Annotated in this window: 17 protein-coding genes and 1 pseudogene; 12 read left to right on the top strand and 6 right to left on the bottom strand. The window is 60.1% G+C overall.

Annotated features, from left to right (window positions below):
* Nucleotides 1-324: 324 nt before the first annotated feature.
* The gene (locus tag AC1DQM_RS02125) at nt 325-1,347 is read right to left on the bottom strand and encodes a zinc-dependent alcohol dehydrogenase family protein (protein ID WP_019649900.1); all 1,023 of its coding nucleotides are present in this window, start codon (nt 1,345-1,347) and stop codon (nt 325-327) included.
* Nucleotides 1,348-1,615: 268 nt separating this feature from the next.
* On the opposite strand from AC1DQM_RS02125, the gene AC1DQM_RS02120 reads away from it, so the two are divergent.
* Entirely contained in the window at nt 1,616-2,530 is a 915-nt protein-coding gene (locus tag AC1DQM_RS02120; protein ID WP_086944243.1) for a LysR family transcriptional regulator, read from the top strand.
* Between the two features lie 51 nt (nt 2,531-2,581).
* Here the strand turns inward: AC1DQM_RS02120 and AC1DQM_RS02115 are convergent.
* Both AC1DQM_RS02115 and AC1DQM_RS02110 read right to left on the bottom strand, forming a co-directional pair.
* Nucleotides 2,582-2,716 (bottom strand): annotated as a pseudogene (locus AC1DQM_RS02115) (beta-ketoacyl-[acyl-carrier-protein] synthase family protein); the annotation flags it as partial.
* A 12-nt stretch (nt 2,717-2,728) separates the two neighbouring features.
* On the bottom strand, nt 2,729-3,622 hold the full coding sequence (locus tag AC1DQM_RS02110) for a DMT family transporter (RefSeq protein ID WP_477745879.1): 894 nt from the start codon (nt 3,620-3,622) through the stop codon (nt 2,729-2,731).
* A gap of 155 nt (nt 3,623-3,777) precedes the next feature.
* Between AC1DQM_RS02110 and AC1DQM_RS02105 the strand changes: the two genes are divergently transcribed.
* From AC1DQM_RS02105 to AC1DQM_RS02090, 4 genes are all read left to right on the top strand, one after another.
* Nucleotides 3,778-4,359: a helix-turn-helix domain-containing protein gene (locus AC1DQM_RS02105; RefSeq protein WP_477745782.1), complete on the top strand. Its 582-nt coding sequence runs from the start codon at nt 3,778-3,780 to the stop codon at nt 4,357-4,359.
* A 507-nt stretch (nt 4,360-4,866) separates the two neighbouring features.
* Nucleotides 4,867-6,120, top strand: a complete 1,254-nt coding sequence (gene mexE / locus AC1DQM_RS02100; protein ID WP_018926019.1) for a multidrug efflux RND transporter periplasmic adaptor subunit MexE — start codon at nt 4,867-4,869, stop codon at nt 6,118-6,120.
* Nucleotides 6,121-6,135: 15 nt separating this feature from the next.
* Nucleotides 6,136-9,327, top strand: a complete 3,192-nt coding sequence (locus AC1DQM_RS02095; RefSeq protein ID WP_018926020.1) for an efflux RND transporter permease subunit — start codon at nt 6,136-6,138, stop codon at nt 9,325-9,327.
* Nucleotides 9,324-10,745 (top strand): efflux transporter outer membrane subunit, encoded by a 1,422-nt coding sequence (locus AC1DQM_RS02090; protein ID WP_018926021.1) that lies wholly within the window; start codon nt 9,324-9,326, stop codon nt 10,743-10,745. The genes AC1DQM_RS02095 and AC1DQM_RS02090 overlap by 4 nt, the downstream gene beginning before the upstream one ends.
* A 238-nt stretch (nt 10,746-10,983) precedes the next feature.
* On the opposite strand, the gene AC1DQM_RS02085 is transcribed toward AC1DQM_RS02090, so the two are convergent.
* Nucleotides 10,984-11,955 carry an HlyD family secretion protein gene (locus AC1DQM_RS02085; protein WP_371924272.1) on the bottom strand — a complete coding sequence of 324 codons (972 nt, stop codon included), beginning with the start codon at nt 11,953-11,955 and terminating at the stop codon, nt 10,984-10,986.
* A gap of 383 nt (nt 11,956-12,338) precedes the next feature.
* Here AC1DQM_RS02085 and AC1DQM_RS02080 point away from each other — a divergent pair, with 383 nt between their 5' ends.
* From AC1DQM_RS02080 to tkt, 7 genes are all read left to right on the top strand, one after another.
* A complete protein-coding gene (locus tag AC1DQM_RS02080; RefSeq protein ID WP_225602876.1) occupies nt 12,339-12,773 on the top strand; it encodes a hypothetical protein in 435 nt (144 codons plus the stop codon).
* The gene (locus AC1DQM_RS02075; RefSeq protein WP_477745781.1) at nt 12,770-14,245 is read left to right on the top strand and encodes an ATPase domain-containing protein; all 1,476 of its coding nucleotides are present in this window, start codon (nt 12,770-12,772) and stop codon (nt 14,243-14,245) included. Before AC1DQM_RS02080 ends, AC1DQM_RS02075 begins: the two co-directional genes overlap by 4 nt.
* A 9-nt stretch (nt 14,246-14,254) precedes the next feature.
* Nucleotides 14,255-14,545 (top strand): hypothetical protein, encoded by a 291-nt coding sequence (locus AC1DQM_RS02070; RefSeq protein ID WP_256597082.1) that lies wholly within the window; start codon nt 14,255-14,257, stop codon nt 14,543-14,545.
* Nucleotides 14,506-15,276: a sensor histidine kinase gene (locus AC1DQM_RS02065; RefSeq protein WP_225602874.1), complete on the top strand. Its 771-nt coding sequence runs from the start codon at nt 14,506-14,508 to the stop codon at nt 15,274-15,276. The genes AC1DQM_RS02070 and AC1DQM_RS02065 overlap by 40 nt, the downstream gene beginning before the upstream one ends.
* Before the next feature lie 253 nt (nt 15,277-15,529).
* Nucleotides 15,530-16,258, top strand: a complete 729-nt coding sequence (locus AC1DQM_RS02060) for a Crp/Fnr family transcriptional regulator (RefSeq protein ID WP_111453649.1) — start codon at nt 15,530-15,532, stop codon at nt 16,256-16,258.
* Nucleotides 16,259-16,372: 114 nt separating this feature from the next.
* Nucleotides 16,373-16,627, top strand: a complete 255-nt coding sequence (locus tag AC1DQM_RS02055; RefSeq protein WP_111453637.1) for a DUF1652 domain-containing protein — start codon at nt 16,373-16,375, stop codon at nt 16,625-16,627.
* A 190-nt stretch (nt 16,628-16,817) separates the two neighbouring features.
* Complete coding sequence (gene tkt / locus AC1DQM_RS02050) at nt 16,818-18,908, top strand: transketolase (protein WP_477745780.1); 2,091 nt, start codon at nt 16,818-16,820, stop codon at nt 18,906-18,908.
* On the opposite strand, the gene AC1DQM_RS02045 is transcribed toward tkt, so the two are convergent.
* Nucleotides 18,879-20,402: a mercuric reductase gene (locus tag AC1DQM_RS02045; RefSeq protein ID WP_477745779.1), complete on the bottom strand. Its 1,524-nt coding sequence runs from the start codon at nt 20,400-20,402 to the stop codon at nt 18,879-18,881. The genes tkt and AC1DQM_RS02045 overlap by 30 nt on opposite strands.
* Nucleotides 20,402-21,745 carry a glucoamylase family protein gene (locus AC1DQM_RS02040; RefSeq protein WP_111453634.1) on the bottom strand — a complete coding sequence of 448 codons (1,344 nt, stop codon included), beginning with the start codon at nt 21,743-21,745 and terminating at the stop codon, nt 20,402-20,404. Before AC1DQM_RS02040 ends, AC1DQM_RS02045 begins: the two co-directional genes overlap by 1 nt.
* Nucleotides 21,746-21,753: the final 8 nt, after the last annotated feature.

Below are 21,753 nucleotides of genomic sequence, written 5' to 3'. Positions count from 1 at the left end.
AATAAAGAAAGAAGTTGCCAGTAAATGTATGACCGCCGAGCGGCGTCGAATTATTTGTTGAGCATGTATTGCCGATGCGCGTTGAAAAGTTTCAACCTGATACCCAGCCATGACTCTTTCCTTGAGATGAAATAATCATTCAATTATCAGGGCTTACATAATGATTAGAAGATACAGATCGAGAGCAAAAACCAGTTCAGTTGCTGAACCGCCCCACCGAGGGATCGATGGGATGTCTCATTTTGGAGGTTTTGACAGCGGAAAAGTCCGTGCCTGCACGGACCTTTCCAGAGGGGTTTATACAAAGGGGCTCGTACGAAGAGCTCAGGCAGGTTCGACCTCAAGGGCGACCCGTTCGCGGCATGGGCATTCGTCCATGTAGCGGTGTGCTTCGACAAACTGGGAAAACGGGAATACCCGAGTCTTGAGCGGCAGCAGCACATGGTCTGCGGTCAACTGGTTGATGTCGCGCAGGGCACGTTGCAGTGCGGCCTGATCCTGGAGGATGCCCAGCTCCGGTTTGCCGGTGAAGTTGCCGATGCAGTGCACGAAGAACTGAATGTTCTTCTGGAACGCCGCACAGGCCGGAAATGGCGTCTGGTTACCACCTTGCAGGCCATAGAGCACCAGGCTGCCGCGAGGCGCGAGCACATCGCCGAGCAGCGACATCTGCGGGCCACCCAGGCCATCGAACACCACATCGACGCCACGGTTGTCGGTAATTTTGTTGATCCGCATCAGCAGATCTTCTTCTTCGGTGACGATGACTTTTTCGGCACCCAGCGACAGCAGGTATTCACGCTCGTCCGCGGTTTTGGTCGCAGCGATTACTCGCACACCAAGGGCTTTGCCCAGCTGTACGAACGACGGCCCGGCGCAGTGACTGGCGTCGGTCACCAGAGCGAATTGCCCGGGCTTGACGCGCGCCAGATCGGTGTAGCCAAAATAGGCGACCAATAGCGGCGTGTAATGCACGCTGGCTTCGACCGGACTGAGCACGTCCGGGTAGCGGGTCAGCGCCGTGCGTGGCAGAACGATCTGTTCGCCGTAGACCGGATAATCGTTGGGGCTTTCGGCCGGGAAGCTGGCGACCTTGTCACCGATAGCGAGGTCATCGACCCCCTCGCCGAGCGCCGTGACCACGCCGGCCATTTCATGACCCAGGCCTGAAGGCAGGCGAGCATGGGACGAGGCCAGGTTCTGGCGCCAGAGAATGTCGTACCAGCTGATGCCTATCGCCTCGACACGCACCTGCACTTCGCCCGGCGCAGGCAGAGCGGCCGCATGCTCTTCGCATTTGAGCACCTCGGCTGGACCAAACTTGTGAAAACGGATCGTGCGGGACATCGCAAACCTCGTCAAAGTAACCTCTAATGCCCTGAACTCTATCTGGGCTTTCTACCCAAGACCATCAGTGGCTATTAATAGTCGACATGCCTGTCATTGATTCCGCAGCGACGGCGACATCATCCAATGCCGTAAAAACCGAAGCAGCCTTTCAGGGAAAACTGAATTACCCTGTGCAGAGTACCAGCCTTTCCCCGTAAGATTCACGCCGGCCATTGTTCTCATATGGTCGCTCACGTCAAGTTTGCTGAATCTGCCAGGACCCCAGATGAATCGTAATGACCTGCGTCGTGTCGACCTGAACCTGTTGATCGTTTTCGAAACACTGATGCACGAGCGCAGTGTGACCCGCGCTGCGGAGAAATTGTTCCTCGGCCAGCCGGCCATCAGTGCGGCGCTCTCGCGCCTGCGTGGGCTGTTCGATGACCCGTTGTTCGTGCGCACGGGCCGCAGCATGGAACCTTCCGCCCGAGCGGTGGAAATCTTCGCCCTGCTCTCGCCGGCCCTGGATTCGATTTCCACCGCGGTCAGTCGCGCGGCGGAATTCGATCCGGCCACCAGCACCGCGGTGTTCCGCATCGGCCTGTCGGACGATGTCGAGTTCGCGTTGCTGCCGATGCTGCTCAAGCGGCTGCGCGCCGAGGCACCGGGCATCGTGCTGGTGGTGCGTCGGGCCAACTACATCCTGATGCCGAACCTGTTGGCCTCGGGCGAAATTTCCATTGGCGTCAGCTACACCGCCGACCTGCCGGCCAACGCCAAGCGCAAAGTACTGCGCCGCAGCATGCCGAAACTGTTGCGAGCCGACTCCGTGCCGGGGCCGTTGAGCCTGGATGACTTCTGCGCCCGCCCCCACGCGCTGGTGTCGTTCGCGGGCGACCTGAGCGGCTTTATAGATGAAGAGCTGGAGAAGCTGGGGCGCAAACGGCACGTGGTGCTGGCGGTGCCGCAGTTCAATGGGCTGAGCACACTGATCAGCGGCACCGACATCGTGGCCACCGTCCCGGACTACACCGCCGAAGCGTTGACCGCCGCCGGTGGTGTTCGGGCGGAAGATCCACCGTTGCCGGTGCGCAGCTTTGAATTGCACATGGCCTGGCGCGGGTCGCAGGATAATGATCCGGGTGAGCGGTGGTTGAGGTCTCGGATTCAGATGTTTTTTGGCGACCCTGAGAGCCTTTGAATCAAACCGGCGTAGCGCCTGATCGCTGCGACCGGGCGCTATCCACAGCGGTCATGCATGGCGATTGTCCGTACCGTCCATGGTGCGACGGGCCGTGGAGGCGCCGGCACCAAAGATCGGCCAAGTGGCACGGTCTTGCGGGTTGACGACGGAGGTAAAGGCTTCCGCTCCGATCAGCAGGAGGTTTCTCGCCGAGCCCTACATCACTTCCTGACGCGGGGCGCGGCCCAGCGACCAACCGAAGTTCATGCCCGCAGCCGCCAACAGGATGGCGCTCGCGCCAATCACTTGCAGGACGCCGAGCGGGTGGGCGAAGGCAACCCAGTCGACCAGGATGGCGACGATCGGATAGATGAACGACAGTGCCCCGACCAGCGCCGTGGGGATTTTCTGGATAGCGCTGTACAGCAGGGTCGACATGAGCCCGGTATGGACCACGCCGATAATGATCAGGTATGTCCAGGCGCCCTCGACCGTATCGCCCCTGCTGAAATCCACGAACGGTGCCAGGACCAGCACGCCTACCACCATCTGGATCAGCACGATCAGGTGCGCGGGCAAGTCCTTGAGGCGCTTGGTGATCGCCGCCGCCACTGCGTAGAAGAAGGCTGAAGCCAGGGCCAGGCAAACGCCCAGCAGGTAGTCGACGCCAGTGCCCTGCCCGCTGCCTTTGGCGGACACGATCAGCATCAGACCGGCGAAGGCCAACAGCAACCAGCCGACCTTGGCGGTGCTGAGGCGTTCAGCGAAAAACAGCACACCCAGACCAACCAGCATGAACGGCTGAACGTGGTAGACCACCGTGGCAATGGCGATAGAGGAATGTTTGTAGGCACTGAACAGCAGCACCCAGTTGAGGATCAGCGCCGCCCCGCCCAGGCATACCAGAATGAACTGCCGGGCGGTGATCAGGGAGCGGCGCAGCACCCCAAGCACCAGGCATGTGACCAGCATCGCCATGGCGCCGAACAAGCAACGCCAGAACACCACGGCCTCCGGGCTCTGCCCCGACATGATGACGAACCAGCCCACCGTGCCGGAGATCACCATGGCCGAAATCATTTCGAGCGTCCCACGGGTTTGCGACTTCATCACTCACTGCTTCCTTGCTGCCGGCATTGCCGTAACCTAAGCCGCCATTCGCGGGGGTTGGTTCGGCAAATCGAACTTTATAATGAACTAATGACCACTATACTGAACAAGACGCCTGAGAGCGTCAACCCATTTCAGGACGATTTACAAAACAAATGACCGACATAACGAACACCCTACTGAGAAATAACCCGAGCCGAATCGATCTGCTGGCCCTTTCAATCAAACGCGAGCGCCTGGCCGCCGGGCTTTCCTTGACCGAGCTGGCAAAGCGCGCGGGGGTGGCGAAGTCAACCTTGTCTCAATTGGAGTCGGGAATCGGTAACCCCAGCTTCGAAACCTTGTGGTCGCTGGCGATGGCAATGGGCTTGCAAGTCACTCGGTTCTTCGAGCAACCCCAGCAGACCCTGCGGGTGATTCGCGCCAACGAGGGTATGACGACCTATGCCGAGACTGCCAATTATGCAGCGACACTGCTTGCCGATTGCCCGGCGGGAGTACAACGTGATATCTACCGGCTCAAAGTGCAGCCCGGCGAAGTTCGGCTGTCTCAGCCTCACCCACCGGGAACCGTAGAGCACGTGGTGTTGTGCAGCGGCAGCGCCCATATCGGCCCGGCGACTGGACCTGTATTGCTGAACGCTGGCGACTACATCAGCTACCTGGCGAATGTGCCTCACGTGTTCGAAGCACTCGAGGCGGACACCACTGCGGTGATGGTGATAGAGCATTCCTGAGGTGGGTGCCATCGACACGGTGAATCACCCTGAATTTTCTAGACGCCCTGACAGCTGCGCACGATGCCCCTGACTCTAATAGTGAGTGGGGGTAAAAGTGGGGGCATCGCCAGTTTTTTATCACCTGAAACCACCGCCCTGGAGTCAAGTCAAAATATTCTTCGGGGATCCGGATAGTCTGGCCTGATCCTGATGTTGTATTGAGGCTGATGGCCTCTTCGTGGGCAAGCCTCGCTCCTGGACCGGATCAACGATACACAAATCCCCAGTGGGAGCGAGGCTTGCCCGCGAAGGCCACTACACGGTTTCAAGCCAGACCTTTGCACTCCACGCAACACACAATTGTCATCATTTCATTTGATAGCCCGCTAACGAAAGGTGCATGCTAGAGGGCTTGCTTCTGGCTTATATCATTCCGAATGATAGTTACCTTTGCCTCGTTCGATTCGTTTGATACCGCCCCGCCAAGCATTATCCGCCCATCTCAATACATTGGCGGATGCATCCATGGAACAGTCACTCAAACATTTGCGCTTCCCCTTGGCCCTGTTGGCCGTGATGGTGATGAGCGCCTGCGGCAAGACTCCGGACGCTGCCGCCACCATGCCCGCGGCCAAAGTCAGCGTGGCCAAGGTGCTGGAGCAACCGGTCAACGAGTGGGACGAATTCACCGGGCGCCTGGAAGCGCCGGAAACGGTTGAGATTCGTCCACGGGTCTCCGGTCAGATCGATGACGTAACCTTCACCGAAGGCGCATTGGTCAAGAAAGGCGATCTGTTGTTCCAGATCGACCCGCGTCCGTTCCAGGCTGAGGTCCGCCGCCTCGAAGCCCTGGTGGCGCAAGCTCGCGCCACAGCCACCCGCAGTGAAAACGAAGCCCAACGCGGCGAACGTCTGCGCACCAGCAACGCGATTTCCGCCGAACTCGCCGACTCGCGCACCAGCGCTGCTCAAGAAGCTCGCGCCGCCGTCGGCGCGCTTCAGGCTCAACTGGACCTGGCCAAACTGAACCTGAGCTTCACCCGCGTGACTGCGCCTATCAGCGGTCGCGTCAGCCGTGCGGAAATCACCGCCGGCAACCTGGTGACCGCCGATACCACCGCCCTGACCAGCGTAGTGTCCACCGACAAGGTTTACGCCTACTTCGACGCCGACGAGCGTGTGTTCCTCAAGTACAACCAGCTCGCCCGCCAGGGTCAACGCGGCGCCACTACCCCGGTTTACATGGGCCTGTCCAATGAAGACGGCAACCCGCACCAGGGCCAGATGAACTTCGTCGACAACCAAGTCAACCCGAAGACCGGCACCATCCGCGGTCGTGCGGTGTTCGACAACAGAGACGGCAGCTACACCCCGGGTCTTTATGCACGCCTGAAACTGGTGGGCAGCGGCACCTACTCCGCGGTGTTGATCAACGACGAAGCGGTCGGTACCGACCTGGGTAAAAAGTTCGTGCTGGTGATGGATGCCGACAACAAAACGGCTTATCGCCCCGTCGAGCTGGGTCCGAAAATCGAAGGTTTGCGCATCGTGCGCAGCGGCCTGAACAAAGACGACACCATCATCGTCAAGGGTTTGCAACGGGTTCGCCCTGGTTCGCCGGTCAGCCCTGAAGTGATCCCGATGGCCAGCAAGGAAACCCTCGCGGCCCTCGCTCAACAACGACAAGCGCTGGAAGCCAGCAACCTGCCCCAAGTCGCACCTGCCAAGGTTGCGCCGGGTACGGTTGTGAAACTGGCTGCTGCGACTCCACGCGGTTAAGGGGCAATTACTCCGATGAATTTCTCCCAATTCTTCATTTCACGGCCGATCTTCGCAGCGGTGCTGTCGCTGCTGATCCTGATCGCCGGTGCCATCTCGCTGTTCCAGTTGCCGATCAGCGAATACCCGGAAGTGGTACCACCGACCGTGGTGGTCCGTGCCAACTTCCCGGGCGCCAACCCTAAAGTCATCGGTGAAACCGTGGCCGCTCCTCTGGAGCAAGCCATCACTGGCGTCGAGAACATGCTGTACATGTCCTCGCAATCCACCGCTGACGGCAAGATCACCCTGACCATCACCTTCGCCCTGGGCACCGACCTGGACAACGCGCAGGTGCAGGTGCAGAACCGCGTGACCCGGTCCGAGCCCAAGCTTCCCGAGGAAGTGACGCGCATCGGTATCACCGTCGACAAGGCATCGCCCGACCTGACCATGGTTGTGCACTTGACCTCGCCGGACAAACGCTACGACATGCTCTACCTGTCCAACTACGCCTTGCTCAACATCAAGGATGAGCTGGCGCGTCTGGGCGGTGTCGGTGATGTGCAGCTGTTCGGCATGGGCGATTACTCGCTGCGGGTGTGGCTCGATCCGAACAAGACCGCTTCGCGCAACCTGACCGCCACCGATGTGGTCACCGCGATTCGTGAACAGAACCGTCAAGTGGCGGCCGGTGCCCTGGGTGCTCCGCCCGCACCGAATGCCACGGCATTCCAGCTGTCGGTCAACACTCAAGGCCGTCTGGTGTCCGAGGAAGAGTTCGAGAACATCATCATTCGCTCTGGCGAAAATGGTGAAATCACTCGCCTCAAAGACATCGCTCGCGTCGAACTCGGCTCCAGCCAATACGCCCTGCGCTCCTTGCTGAACAACCAGCCGGCGGTGGCGATTCCGATCTTCCAGCGCCCAGGCTCCAACGCGATCCAGATCTCCAACGACGTTCGGGCGAAAATGGCCGAGCTGAAGAAGAACTTCCCGGAAGGCATGGACTTCAGCATCGTCTATGACCCGACGATCTTCGTGCGCGGCTCCATCGAGGCGGTGGTTCACACCCTCTTCGAAGCGCTGATCCTGGTTGTGCTGGTGGTGATCCTGTTCCTGCAAACCTGGCGCGCTTCGATCATCCCGTTGGTGGCGGTGCCGGTTTCGCTGATCGGTACGTTTGCCGTGATGCACCTGTTCGGCTTCTCGTTGAACGCCCTATCGCTGTTCGGACTGGTATTGGCCATCGGTATCGTGGTCGACGATGCGATCGTGGTGGTGGAGAACGTCGAGCGAAACATCGGGCTCGGACTCACTCCGGTAGAAGCCACCAAGCGTGCGATGCGTGAAGTGACCGGTCCGATCATCGCGACGGCGCTGGTGCTGTGTGCGGTGTTTATCCCGGCCGCGTTCATCTCCGGCTTGACCGGTCAGTTCTACAAACAGTTCGCCCTGACGATTGCGATTTCGACCGTGATCTCGGCCTTCAACTCGCTGACCTTGTCGCCAGCACTGGCCGCTGTGTTGCTCAAGAGCCATGACGCGCCGAAGGACCGCTTCTCCAAGGTGCTGGACAAGATCTTCGGTGGCTGGTTGTTCCGTCCGTTCAACCGTTTCTTTGACAAGGCCAGCCATGGCTATGTCGGCACCGTGGGCCGGGTAATCCGCAGCAGCGGTATCGCCCTGCTGCTGTACGCAGGCTTGATGGTGTTGACCTTCTTCGGCTTCTCCAATACGCCGACCGGTTTCGTACCTGGCCAGGACAAGCAATACCTGGTGGCGTTCGCACAACTGCCGGATGCCGCGAGCCTGGACCGTACCGAAGACGTGATCAAGCGTATGTCCGACCTGGCCCTGAAACAGCCTGGCGTGGAAAGCGCGGTGGCCTTCCCCGGCCTGTCGATCAACGGTTTCACCAACAGCCCGAACGCCGGCATCGTGTTCGTCACCCTGAAGCCTTTCGACGAGCGTAAGGATCCGAGCATGTCCGCCGGTGCGATTGCCGGCGCGTTGAACGGCCAGTACGCCGGGATTCAGGAAGCCTACATGGCGATCTTCCCGCCACCGCCGGTACAAGGCCTGGGGACCATTGGCGGTTTCCGCCTGCAGATCGAAGACCGGGGCAACCTGGGCTATGACGAGCTGTACAAAGAAACCATGAACATCATCGCCAAGAGCCGCAGCGTGCCGGAACTGGCCGGTCTGTTCACCAGTTACACCGTGAACGTGCCGCAGGTCGATGCTGCTATCGACCGGGAAAAAGCCAAGACTCACGGCGTGGCCGTCAGCGACATCTTCGACACCCTGCAGATCTACCTGGGTTCGCTGTATGCCAACGACTTCAACCGCTTCGGTCGCACCTATCAGGTCAACGTTCAGGCCGAGCAACAGTTCCGCCTCGAATCGGACCAGATCGGTCAGCTGAAAGTGCGTAACAACCGTGGCGAGATGATCCCGCTGGCGACCTTCATCAAGGTCAGCGACACCTCGGGGCCAGACCGCGTGATGCACTACAACGGCTTCATCACCGCTGAAATCAACGGTGCGGCAGCCCCAGGCTACAGCTCCGGCCAGGCCGAGAAAGCCATCGAGAAACTGCTCAAGGATGAACTTCCGAACGGCATGACCTACGAGTGGACCGACCTGACCTACCAGCAGATTTTGTCCGGCAACACTGCGCTGTTCGTGTTCCCGCTCTGCGTACTGCTTGCGTTCCTGGTGCTCGCTGCTCAATACGAAAGCTGGAGCCTGCCACTGGCGGTGATCCTGATCGTACCGATGACTCTGCTGTCGGCCATTACCGGGGTGATTGCCTCGGGCGGCGACAACAACATCTTTACCCAGATCGGCTTGATCGTACTGGTGGGACTGGCCTGTAAGAACGCGATTCTGATCGTCGAGTTTGCCAAGGATAAACAGGAAGAAGGCCTCGGCCCGCTGGCAGCGGTACTGGAAGCTTGCCGTCTGCGTCTGCGGCCGATCCTGATGACCTCCTTCGCGTTCATCATGGGTGTTGTGCCACTGGTTTTCTCCAGCGGTGCGGGTGCCGAAATGCGTCATGCCATGGGTGTGGCGGTGTTCTCCGGGATGCTCGGGGTGACCTTCTTCGGTCTGTTGCTGACGCCGGTGTTCTACGTACTGATTCGCAACTTTGTGGAGCGCGGTGAGCAACGCAAAGCGGCCAAGGCACTGAAATTGGAAAAGCAACTGGAGGCGCAACAATGAGCCTGAAAGCCTTCCTGCCGAGCCTGCTGGTACTGGCGCTGAGCGCCTGTGCCGTCGGCCCGGACTATAAAACCCCAGCCACCGAGGCGGCCAACATCACGGCCGCCAACGATGGCAGCGCCGGTCAGAAGAACTTTGACCGCGCCCGTTTCGAAGGCATCTGGTGGCAGCAATTCGACGATCCGACCCTCAATCAGTTGGTGAAGCAATCCTTGCAGGGCAACCGTGATTTGCGTGTGGCTTTTGCCCGCTGGAAAGCGGCCCGAGCGATTCGCGATGACGCCAGCAATGACGCCATGCCGACCATCACCAGCCGCGCGAGCAGCGATCTGGGCAAAGGGCAGATTCCGGGTCAGACCACCAAACGGGTCAACAGCGAACGCTATGACCTGGGCCTGGACATGGCCTGGGAACTGGACTTGTTCGGTCGCATCCAGCGCAACCTGGAATCCAGCGACGCTGAGCAGCAAGCGGCCGAAGCCGATCTTTACCAACTGCAAGTCACCATGATTGCCGAACTGGTGGACGCCTATGGCCAACTGCGCGGCGCGCAACTGCGAGAAAAAATCGCGCTGGCCAACCTGAACAATCAGCAGGAGTCACGCAAAATCACCGAAAGCCTGCGTGACGCCGGTGTTGGCGATCAGCTGGACGTGGTTCGTGCCGATGCGCGCCTGGCGTCTGTCGAAGCCAGCGTGCCGCAACTGCAAGCCGAACAGGTTCGTCAGCGCAACCGCATCGCCACCCTGCTGGGTGAACGTCCAGACAAGCTGACCGTCGACCTGAGTCCAAAAGACTTGCCGGCGATCGCCAAGGCCCTGCCCATCGGCGACCCGGGTGAACTGCTGCAACGGCGTCCGGACATCCGCAGCGCCGAACGCAAACTGGCGGCTGCCACTGCGCGTATCGGCGTGGCCAAGGCTGACTTGTTCCCTCGGGTGAGCCTCAGCGGTTTTCTTGGCTGGACTGCCGGGCGCGGTTCGCAGATCGGCTCGTCGGCGGCCAATGCCTGGGCACTGGGCCCGAGCATCACCTGGGCGGCGTTCGACCTGGGCAGCGTGCGCGCCCGTTTGCGCGGCGCCGATGCTGAAGCCGAGGGCGCCTTGGCGACCTATGAGCAGCACGTATTGCTGGCACTGGAAGAATCGGAGAACGCCTTCAGTGATTACGGCAAACGCCAGCAGCGCCTGATTTCGCTGATTCGTCAAAGCGAATCAAGCCGCGCCGCTGCGGACCTCGCCGAAATTCGCTACCGCGAAGGCACCGTGGACTTCCTCGTCCTGCTCGATGCTCAGCGTGAGCGTCTTGCAGCCGAAGACACCCAGGCCCAGGCCGAAGTCGATTTGTATCGCGGCATCGTCGCGATCTACAAAGCCCTCGGCGGCGGCTGGCAGCCAGAGACGGTCGCCAGCAAGTAATGCTTTAACGTGCCCCTTTGGTTGGCCGCAACCCAACCAAATTCTTTGCCCCGCGCCTCATTCGGTCGCGGGGCTTTTTTTTTGTCGGTCTTTAATTCAACGCATATCCCTGTGGGAGCGAGCCTTTGTGGCGAGGGGGCTTGCCCCCGTTGGGTCGCGAAGCGGCCCCAATCTACGACTGCTGCGCAGCCGAACGGGGGCAAGCCCCCTCGCCACATAAGCCCGTCCCCATATGGGGTTAGTGGGTTGCCTGATTATCCCGGTTTTCCATGACGGTCACCGTGGCCGTGGTCCCGGCACGCAGGCTGTTTTTGGCGATATAGTCGGCGTCGATCTGAATCCGCACCGGCACTCGTTGCGCCAGTTTGACCCAGGTATAGCTGGGGTTGATGTTGGCCAGCAGGCGACTGCCGGGGGAGTTCTCACGGTCGGCGATAGCAAAAGCGATGCTTTGTACGGTGCCGCCGAAGGTCTCGCCGCTCATCAACTCGATCCTGACCCGATCACCCTCCTTGATTCGCGGCAACTTGGTTTCTTCGAAGTAGCCACTAACATAAAAGGATTGACTGTCAACCAACGCCAACAGCGCACCGCCACCACTAGCGAAGTCACCCTCGCGGGTCAGCAGATTCGTCACATAGCCACTGACCGGCGCCACCACCCGGGTTCGTTGTAAATCCAGCTCGGCCTGGGTCAAGGCCGCAATAGCCAGCTGCACATTGGCTTGCGCCAAGCCAAGGTTGGCCTGGTTTCTCAACAGGTCCGCCTGAGCTACCGCCACTTCGGTACTGGATTTTTCCCACTCTTCGCCGGAGATCGCGAAACGCTGCTTGAGCGTCCTTCGCCTCTGCTCTTCGCTCTGGCGTTGTTTGAGTAAGGCCTCACTGGAAATGATTGATGCCTTCGACTGGCCCTCAGTGGCTTTCGCCACTTCGACTGAGCGCTTCGCGTGTTCGACCGCCAGTGCGTAACGCGCCGGGTCGATTTCCAGCAGCAACTGGCCCTTCTGCACATGCTGGTTGTCCTGCACCTGCAAGCTAATGATGCGTCCCGAGACCTCGGCTGATAGCGTCACCACATCGGCACGCACTCGCGCATCACGAGTCCAGGGTGATCGAGTGTAATGATCCCAAGCAAACCAACCGAGCAGCACCGCCAACCCGACTACGGCCAAAGTCACCAGTTGTGCAACGGTTTTCTTCAGACTCATGAGATACCCATCACCAAAATCACCACCGCACACACGCAAGCGTAGACGGTCATTTTCACTGAGATTTGAATATTTTCAGATAGGTTGTAATGGGCAGATGAGATTGCACAGCCAGCACAACGCGTCCGTCTCGTAGCACCGTACCGCCCCACAGCGAGCCACTGGCGCCGGTAAAAAGGAGGCTTTTCTCTCGGCATCGTCAGAAAAAGAGACGATCACACCCTTGCTTTAACCGATTCTCCAGCCCGTACCGATGGGATCAAGCTCAGATCACAGCCAAAAGGACAATCAGACTGCTTTTTCAATACTGCCTCAGAACTGAGTCTCGATAAACTCGAGATAAGGTGTACCATCAGGCTCTGTCCATCAGATATTAGTCCGTCATGTCCACGCTAAGCGAAGAGAGCCGCCAGATCGTAGCTTCTCTGGCGCACCGTGTTGGTCCCGACGCGGACATTGCGAGGGTCGCCCAAGCGATCGTTTCAACCTTGCAGGATATGGACGCAGCCCTCACGCCCATCATTGGGCCGCAGGGGGTTGCCGCGCTTTACCGCCGTAGCCTCCAGCTTTGCACTTGCGCTCATCCGCGCCTGGCCGGTACCTATGACCGCGTGCAGGCCGCGCTGGATCTGGCTGCCCTCAAATCCGTACTCGTTGAACAAAGCGAAGCCGATGCGTTGTTTTTCGGTGAAGTGATGCTGATCACCTTCTACGAACTGCTGACCACGCTGATCGGGCCCTCGCTCACCGCACGGTTGCTTCGTGACGTGTGGGAACCTTCTTTGAGCGACACCCCATCGCAGGAAAATTCGCCATGAGCACCAAAGTGACTATCAACCGCTTGGCCACCGGCGTGCCAGGATTGGACGAGGTGCTGGGCGGAGGTTTGCCGGAGTTTTCGTTCAACTTGATCGCCGGCCCTCCCGGCTGCGGCAAGACCACCCTCGCTCACCAGATGATGTTTGCCCTGGCGACGCCCGAACGTCCGGCGCTGTTCTTTACGGTGCTTGGCGAGCCGCCACTGAAGATGCTGCGCTATCAACAGCAATTCGATTTTTTCGACAGTGAAGCGATCAACCATTCGATTCGCTATATCAACCTGGCCAACGACACCCTCGCCGGAAATCTGGACGAAGTGCTGCGGCGCATCGTCAGCGAGGTGGAGGCGCACTCTCCGTCGCTGGTGTTCGTCGACTCGTTCCGTTCGGTGGTGCTGGCCAGCCAAACCCAGGACAACCCCAACAACAACCTGCCGCAGTTCATTCAGCAACTGGGCATGTTGATGACCACCTGGCAGGCGACGACCTTCCTGATCGGCGAATATTTCACCGAAACCGACACCAACCCGATTTTCACCGTGGCCGATGGCCTGATCTGGCTGCGTCAAAGCGTTCAGCGCAATTCCATGGTGCGCAAGATGGAAATCATGAAGATGCGCGGCCAACCGACACTGCCGGGGCTGCATACCTTCCGCATCGCGACGTCGGGGATCAAGGTCTTTGCGCCAACGACCCCCAACCCGGTTGAAGCGCCGCTGGAGTTCCCTATCAAGCGCCTGAAGATGGGCGTGCCGCAGCTCGACGAGATGCTCGGCGGCGGTCTGCCCCGTGGTTATTCCTTGCTGGTAGCCGGGCCTTCGGGCTCGGGCAAAAGCATTCTGGCCGCGACATTTCTCGCTGAAGGCGCGCGCAATGGCGAAACCGGCGTGATCGCGGTGTTCGAACAGCGGCCCAATCACTCCCAGAATGCCACCCTCGCTGGCCTGATCCAGAGTGGCCAGGTCGGTCTGGTGGACAGCCGGGCCCCGGACCTCTCCATCGACGAAATCGTGCAGTTGCTGTTGAGCGAGATCACCCGGCTGAAAGCCACCCGCGTGGTCATCGATTCGCTGTCGGGCTTCGAACTGGCGCTGGCGCCGACCTTCCGCGATGACTTCCGCGAGTCGCTGTCACGCATGGTCACCGCGCTGACCGGCGCCGGGGTCAGTGTGTTGATGACCTCCGAGCTGGAAGACCGCTACACCGATCTGCGTTTCAGTCCTTACGGCACCGCCTTTCTCACCGATGCGATCATCGTTCAACGCTATATTGAAGTAGAGAGCCGCTTGTTGCGGATCATGGCCGTGGTCAAGGTCCGAGCCAGCGCCCATTCAGATCAGTTGCGCCAGTACCACATCGACGATAACGGCCTCCAGATCGGCGAAATGCTGCCGGACCAGGAGGGGCTGCTCGGTGGTCGACCGACAAAACAGAGTTCAGGAGCGGTACGTACGGGAGATAAAAATGTTTGAGCCCGACTCATGAGTAAAGCCGGTGGCAAGAAGGAACGTGAGATGGCCAATGCTGCTCACGAACTCTTCCTGCTTGGACAAAAAACTGTTGAAGCGCGCGCCGTACTGGCAGCACTGCAAAAACAGTTGAGCGACGCCAGCAGCCGGTTGGCAGATACCCAGCAGGTCGAGCAAGTGATCGAGGCCAATCAGCAGCTGGTACTGGCGATACTCTTGGCGCAATCAGACGCTGTACCCCCCCTCGTCTGGAGGAGCAGCGTTTGTACCAGCAATTGCGCGAGGCTAATGCGCAACTGGTAATGGCTGCGCTCAGCGCTCAAGACCTTCAAGCTACAGCCGAGCGCGCATTGAGCCAGCAGAAAAGCGTACTGGCGATGGTGGCCCATGAGCTGCGAAATCCGTTAACACCTATCAGCATGATTGCAGAGCGTATGGTTCGACTGCCTAGCGACCAACTGCCGCGAATGCGAGAGTTGATTGAGAGTCAAGTACAGCATATTTCACAGCTGGTCGACGATCTGCTCGACGTCTCCCGCGCCAGCACGGGCAAGCTGCGAATCAATCGCCGCGATGTCGACATGATGCAAATTCTGATTGAGGCTGTTGATGCGTGTGGTCCTGTGATGATCGCCCAACAGCAGCAGTTCGATGTCCATCTTCCAGATGGCACCTTGATGGTGAATGGTGATTCAGGACGCCTCGCTCAGATTCTTCACAATCTACTGGCGAATGCGGCCAAGTACACTCCGGCCGAAGGCAGAATCAAGCTGTCTGCCACGGTAGAGGCCGACGTTCTGAAGATAAGTATTTCCGACAATGGAATCGGCGTTTCGGCTAAAGCACTCCCTTTTATTTTTGACCCTTATGTTCAAGACGAACACGCCATAGGTTTCAACGGCTCCGGTTTGGGCATCGGGTTGACCGTCGTTCGGGAGCTGGTCGAAGCGCACGGTGGCAAGGTCACCGCCACGAGCGAGGGTAATGGTAAGGGAAGTGAGTTCGTGGTGATGTTGCCGCTGGTGAGCCATTGACGCTTCTTTGCACTTAATAGCACTCACGCCTGATCGAAGCGCTCGCATCGTCTTCCTCCGTTACGCCGCTCTTCAAAGGCCTGAAAGATGACAAGGAGCCTATGGAGCCGCCAATCCTCGACGGCCGTCCAAGGGCCTGGCCCGAATTGAATGTGCCGGCAAAACCGACGGACGGCCCCATATGGCAGCGTACGGCGTGCGCCATGGATTAATCTTTAGGTATTGGAAGTCTCAACCTCGGATGCTGGCTGATATGTTTGATACACCCAAGCCACAACAGAACCATCTTCTGGCGGCCCTTCCTGCACAATCGAGGGAGCGCTTGTTGCCCTACTTCGAACTGATCACCCTGCCGCTCGGCAAGGTGCTCTACGAATCCGGGGATGTCCTGCGGCACGTCTACTTCCCCACCGACGCCATCGTGTCCTTACTGTATGTGATGGAAAACGGCGCATCGGCGGAAATTTCAGTGGTAGGCAATGAAGGCTTGATCGGCATCGCCGTCTTCATGGGTGGTGAAAGCACACCAAGCCGGGCGATCGTACAGAGCGCCGGGCATGCCTTTCGGTTACCCAGCCAGCGACTCAAGGATGAGTTCAATCGCCACGGGGAGATGCTCCTGCTGATGTTGCGCTACACCCAGGCGTTGATCACCCAAATGGCGCAGACCGCCGCGTGCAACCGCCACCACTCGATCGATCAACAATTGTGCCGCTGGTTGCTGCTGTCTCTCGATCGCCTGCAAGACAATCAACTGATCATGACCCAGGAGTTGATCGCCAACATGCTCGGCGTACGCCGTGAAGGCGTGACCGATGCCGCTGGCAAACTGCAACGCCTGGGCGTCATCGAATACAGCCGTGGCCATATCAAGGTGCTGGACAGGGCCGCACTTGAGCAACTGAGTTGCGAGTGCTACGCCGTCGTCAGAAAAGAAACCGAGCGCCTGCTGCCCTATGTTCCGTTAAAACCGTCTTACTGACCCGCACCTGCGTGTTCTAGCGAACAGACCACCCCGACGGCGTCCCTCACACTCCAGCTATGAGACGGTTCAACACTCGCCCTTCCCGAGTCCACCGTCTTCACTGGAGTCATCATGCTATCCACGCTTGAGTTGCGTCACATCATCGAGTCAGCACTCCGTCCCCTGTCCTGCGAGTGCCGAGTCGATCAAAGCGGATCACTGCAAGCTCTGATATTCGAGCCTGTCTCTGGTCGAGTAGAGCTGTTGGTTACGGGAATTAGTACAGCCAGCCTCAATTGCAATCGAGCGATAGGCAAGTTTATAGCTGAAATTCAGGAGGACCTCGAAACGACTCATGGGCAGAGGCCAACGCTCAGGATTGGGTAGAGGCTCAACGAGAAATCCCGGCGCATGGGCGGGCATTTTTTATCTGCTGGTGGAATACACGACATACCTGATGAGCGTTGGATCAAAGCGGGAACCGCGAGTAAAGGGACGTGAACCCGATGATGGATGTGGACCACAACCGAAACACCCGCGACGCGCTGAGTCCCCTTTACCTCACCAAGAGACCATCATGACCAGCAAACTCGACCAGCAATGCATCGATACCCTACGCTTCCTCTCGCTCGACATGGTGCAAAAAGCCGATAGCGGCCACCCCGGTCTGCCGCTCGGTGCCGCGCCGATGGCCTATGTGTTGTGGACGCGCTGGTTAAAGTTCAACCCGCGCAACCCGCAGTGGCCCGACCGCGACCGTTTCGTGCTCTCCGCCGGACACGGCTCGGCGCTGCTCTATAGTCTGCTGCACCTCAGTGGCTACGAGCTTGCGCTGGAGGAGATCAAGCGTTTCCGCCAATGGGGTAGCAAGACGCCAGGGCATCCCGAGCGCGGACACACGCCCGGCGTGGAGACCACTACCGGGCCGCTTGGTCAGGGCCTGGCCAACGCGGTCGGCATTGCGATGGCCGAGGCGCAACTGTCCGCGCGCTACAACCGTCCCGGTCATGCGGTCGTCGACCACCATACCTACGCCCTCGTCAGCGACGGCGACCTGATGGAAGGCGTGGCAAGCGAGGCCGCCTCGCTCGCCGGCCATCTCGGGTTGGGCAAGCTCACCTGCCTGTACGACGACAATGCCGTTACTCTGGCCGCCGGCACCGCCATGACCTTCTCCGAGGATCGTGCGCGGCGATTTGAGGCCTACGGCTGGCACACAGTGTCGGTGGCAGATGGCAATAACCTATTGGCGATAGATGCCGCGCTGCAGGCGGCACGGGCGCAAAGCACGCGGCCATCGTTAATTCTCGTTCGTACACATATCGGCTACGGCTCACCCGAGCAGGACACCTTCAAGGCCCACGGCTCGCCGCTCAGCATGGAAGAGGTGCGCAAGACCAAGGAGAAGCTGGGCTGGCCCACCGAGCCGGACTTCCTGATACCCGACGCTGCCTTGGCGCATTTCCGCAAGGCCGTGGAACACGGGGTGCGGAGCGAGGCTGCCTGGCACATGCGCATGGACGTCTACACCAAGGCCTTTGCAGAACTGTCCCATGAACTGGAGCAGCGCCTGAACGGGGAACTGCCGCCGGGCTGGGATGCAGACATTCCGGTGTTTCCCACCGATGCCAAGGGGTTGGCCACGCGCGACGCCAGCGCCATGGTGATCAATGCCATCGCGCCCCGTCTGCCAGCATTGAGCGGAGGCTCCGCCGACCTCGATCCCTCAACGAAAACCGCGCTCAAGGGCCTTGGCGACTTCAACCCGCCGCCTACCACGGGCACGGATCAACAAGGCTCTGACGTGGGCGGCTGGAGCAAAGCGGGTCGCAACTTGCACTTCGGCGTGCGCGAACATGCAATGGGCGCCATCGTCAACGGCCTTGCCGCACACGGCGGCTTCATTGCCTTTGGTGCGACCTTCTTGATCTTCTCTGACTACATGCGCCCACCGCTACGCCTCGCGGCACTGATGGGCCTGCACGTGGTGCATGTGTTCACCCACGACAGCCTGGCGCTCGGCGAGGACGGCCCTACCCATCAGCCTGTCGAACAACTGGCGAGCCTGCGCGCCATCCCGAATCTGGTGCTGATCCGCCCCGCCGACGCCAATGAAGCCGCAGTCGCCTGGCAGGTTGCGGTGACCACCCGTGACCGCCCTGTGCTGCTGGTCTTGACCCGGCAATCGTTGCCAACCCAGGATCGCAACCGCTATGCCCCGGCAGATGGATTGCGTCGCGGCGCCTATGTGCTGAGCGATGCGGCGAACAGCGAGCCCGAACTGATCCTGCTCGCCAGTGGCTCGGAAGTCGCCTTGATCCTGGCGGCGGGCGAGCGCCTGGAACGCGAGGGCATTGCCGTGCGCTGTGTCTCGATGCCCAGTTGGGAGCTGTTCGAGGCCCTGCCGCAGGCCGAGCGCGACGCGGTACTGCCGCCGTCAGTCGGCGCGCGGCTGGCGGTCGAGTTGGGTGTGCGGCAAGGCTGGGAGCGCTACATTGGCGCGCGGGGGGACATGCTCGGGGTAGAACGCTTCGGCGCCTCGGCACCGGCCGACGTACTGCTGCGCGAATACGGCTTCAGCATCGACAATGTCTGTGCACGCGCCAAGGCGCTGCTGGGACGGCTTCAGGCTACTGACTCAGCGCTCCATCCAACGCGCCAAACGTGACCTGACGCGAGGAGGCAAGCGGGTACGATTGTAGGCATCGGCGGCCTTGCGGATCGCCTCCGCCTGCGTGGGATAGGCATGGATCACCAGGGCCAATGTGCGCAAGCCGACGCCCGCCACCATGGCCAGGGTGATTTCGTTGATCATGTCGCCGGCATGGCGAGCGACGATGGTGGCACCGAGAATCTGGTCCGTGCGCTCCCTGACGTGGATTTTCACGAAACCCTCCTCCTCACTGTCAGTGACCGCACGATCGACCTGATGCATGGGAATGGTGAAGGTTTTCACCGGAATATCCCGACGGTTGGCCTCACGCACATACAAACCGACGTGAGCAATCTCCGGATCGGTGTAGGTACACCAGGGGATTACCAGCCGGCTCATCCGCTCGCGACCGCGCAGCAGGGCGTTCTGCACGACAATGCGGGCTGAAGCCAGGGCGGTATGGGTGTACTTGTGCTCAAGGCAGACATCCCCGGCAGCGTAGATAAGCGGATTGCTGGTGCGCAGGAAGTCATCGACACGGATTCCCTCACTGGCGTCGTAGTCGACACCGGCGGCTTCCAGGTTCAGGCCCTGGACATTCGGCGAGAGGCCGATGCCGGCGAGGATCGCATCGACGGCAACCGTACTGCGGTAATCGTCGCTGACCAGGTCGACCAGTTTCTGCCCACCCTCTACGCGCACGGCAACGACCTGGGTGTTCAGACGGACCTCGATGCCGTCGCGAGCGAAGGCATCCGAGAGCAGTTGCGCGGCGTCCCGTTCCTCGTTGCCGAGGAACAGCGGCATGTCTTGCACGATGGTGGTTTGTGCGCCAAGCCGGGAGAAGGCCTGGGCCAGTTCACAGCCAAGGGGGCCACCACCAATCACCAGCAGGCGGCGCGGCAACTCGGTCAGATCGAAAACGTTTACATTGGTTAGGTAACCGGCTTGCGCGAGACCGGGAATCAGCGGGATATTCGGGGCCGCGCCAGTCGCAATCAAGGCTTTGCGAAAGCGCAGGGTCTGCCCATCGACGGTCAGCGAATCAGCCCCCGTGAAGCGCACTTCGCCGAAGAACATATCCACGCCAATTGCGCTCAATCGTGCCGCCGAATCGCCGCCGCTGAGGTGACTGCGGATACGCCGTACGCGCTCCATCGCGGCAGCGAAGTCGACCTGAATGTCGCTCGGCACTTGCGCGCCATAGTGCCGGGCATCGCGCATTTCGGCATACAACTGCGCCGTCCGGATAATCACCTTCGACGGTACACAACCATTGTTCAGACAATCGCCGCCGATCAACCTGCATTCAATCAACGCCACCCTGGCGCCGAGCGCTACAGCGGTTTTCGCGGCGCCCAGACCCGCAGGCCCCGCACCGACTATCACCAAGTGGTAGCGCTCGGCAGCGTGCGGATTGACCCAGCGCGGCGGATGCACACTGGCCAGGCGTTGACGCTCATAAGCATCCTGCGGCGTGGTGATCGACCCATCGTAGTCTTGCGTCATCAGCCTGCTCCCGCAAATGGCGGTTGCTGCAACCAGCCGCCGTGGAACCCGGCGCGCTGCAAACCGTCGCGGATGTAGGGGCAGGCGCGCATCAGCTCCCAAATCCGTTGGCTACGATGGTTCTCGATCATCATCAGTACAATGCCCTGATCGAGCCCGTAGTGCCCTGGGGACACCCAGGCGCGCCCGTTGGCATCGGCGAGGCTCGGATTGAAGCTGCTGGAAAAGCGCCCTTCGACGCACATTTCCGGGTAGCGCTCCATCATATGCCGCACCGCGTCGAGGACAATTTCCGGCGCAAACGGCAACGACGCCACCACCGAGGGGGCGCACAGTGTGCCGTCATCCGGCCCGTACGGTACGCCACGAGCGGCATAACCGAACAATCGCCGCGGCTCATTGGACAGCTGCGGCTGCTCATCGCTCGGCCCATCGCAAGCGGACAAGCCCCAGCAATTTTCAGCGTAGCCGGCGAACTCTTGCGGGTTACGCCGCGCGTACTCACGCTGGATGTAAGCGGCGCGTCGGCTGTTCTGGAAGTAGTCCGAGCACTTCTCACGCATGAAACCATCGTGGATGCCGCGAAAATCTATCCATGCATGGGAGAAATGGTGGACAAACAGCGGCCCGGCATAGAGATAGTCATGGTCGTAGAGGTTTTCCCACTGATAGGTGGAGGTCCATGCCCGGTAGCAGTCGCCCACGATGGCACAGCTTGGCGAGCCGAGCGCCAACACATACAGCAGGATGGCCTCGCTGTAGCCCTCCCAGCCGTAATGCAGGAACCCGCATTCGGGTTTCCAACCCTGCCTTATCGTCTCACCACTGTCCTGTGCCCAGCGCCAGTCGATGCGCCGATAAAGAAAGTCGGCCAGGCCCCGCAACTCGTTCTCGTCAGCGGTATCCGCGCAAAAATACAGGCTTGCTGTCAACACGCCGGCGATCAGCAAAGCGGTGTCGATCATCGACAGTTCCGAGCGCCAAACCCGCACACCCGTATGGATATCAAGGAAGTGATAATAAAACCCTTTATATCCTGTCGCCCCGGGGCTACCGCTTTGATCGCTGGCCTGGAAGAAACGCAGTGCGGCGAGGCTGAACCGCAGCGCGTCGGCCCGTGTCAACCAGCCCCGATCTACGGCCAGCGGATACACTGACAGGGCGAATCCGACCACCGCGATACTGACGGGCGAACCGGGACGCGAGGTATCGGCCACCAGTCCGTTAAACGGATTCAATGTCTGCAGGAAATAACCCAAGGCGGCACGCTGCAGGCGATCGAAAAGCGCTTCATCGGCGAGTGTGGACTGTACTGTCCGCGAGCGGCGCTCAACCCTGTTCATCGGCAGGA

It is taken from the genome of Pseudomonas sp. 01L34 (assembly GCF_056400265.1).
Note: the sequence above shows the minus strand (reverse complement) of the source record. Positions and strands in the feature narration are given on the sequence as shown.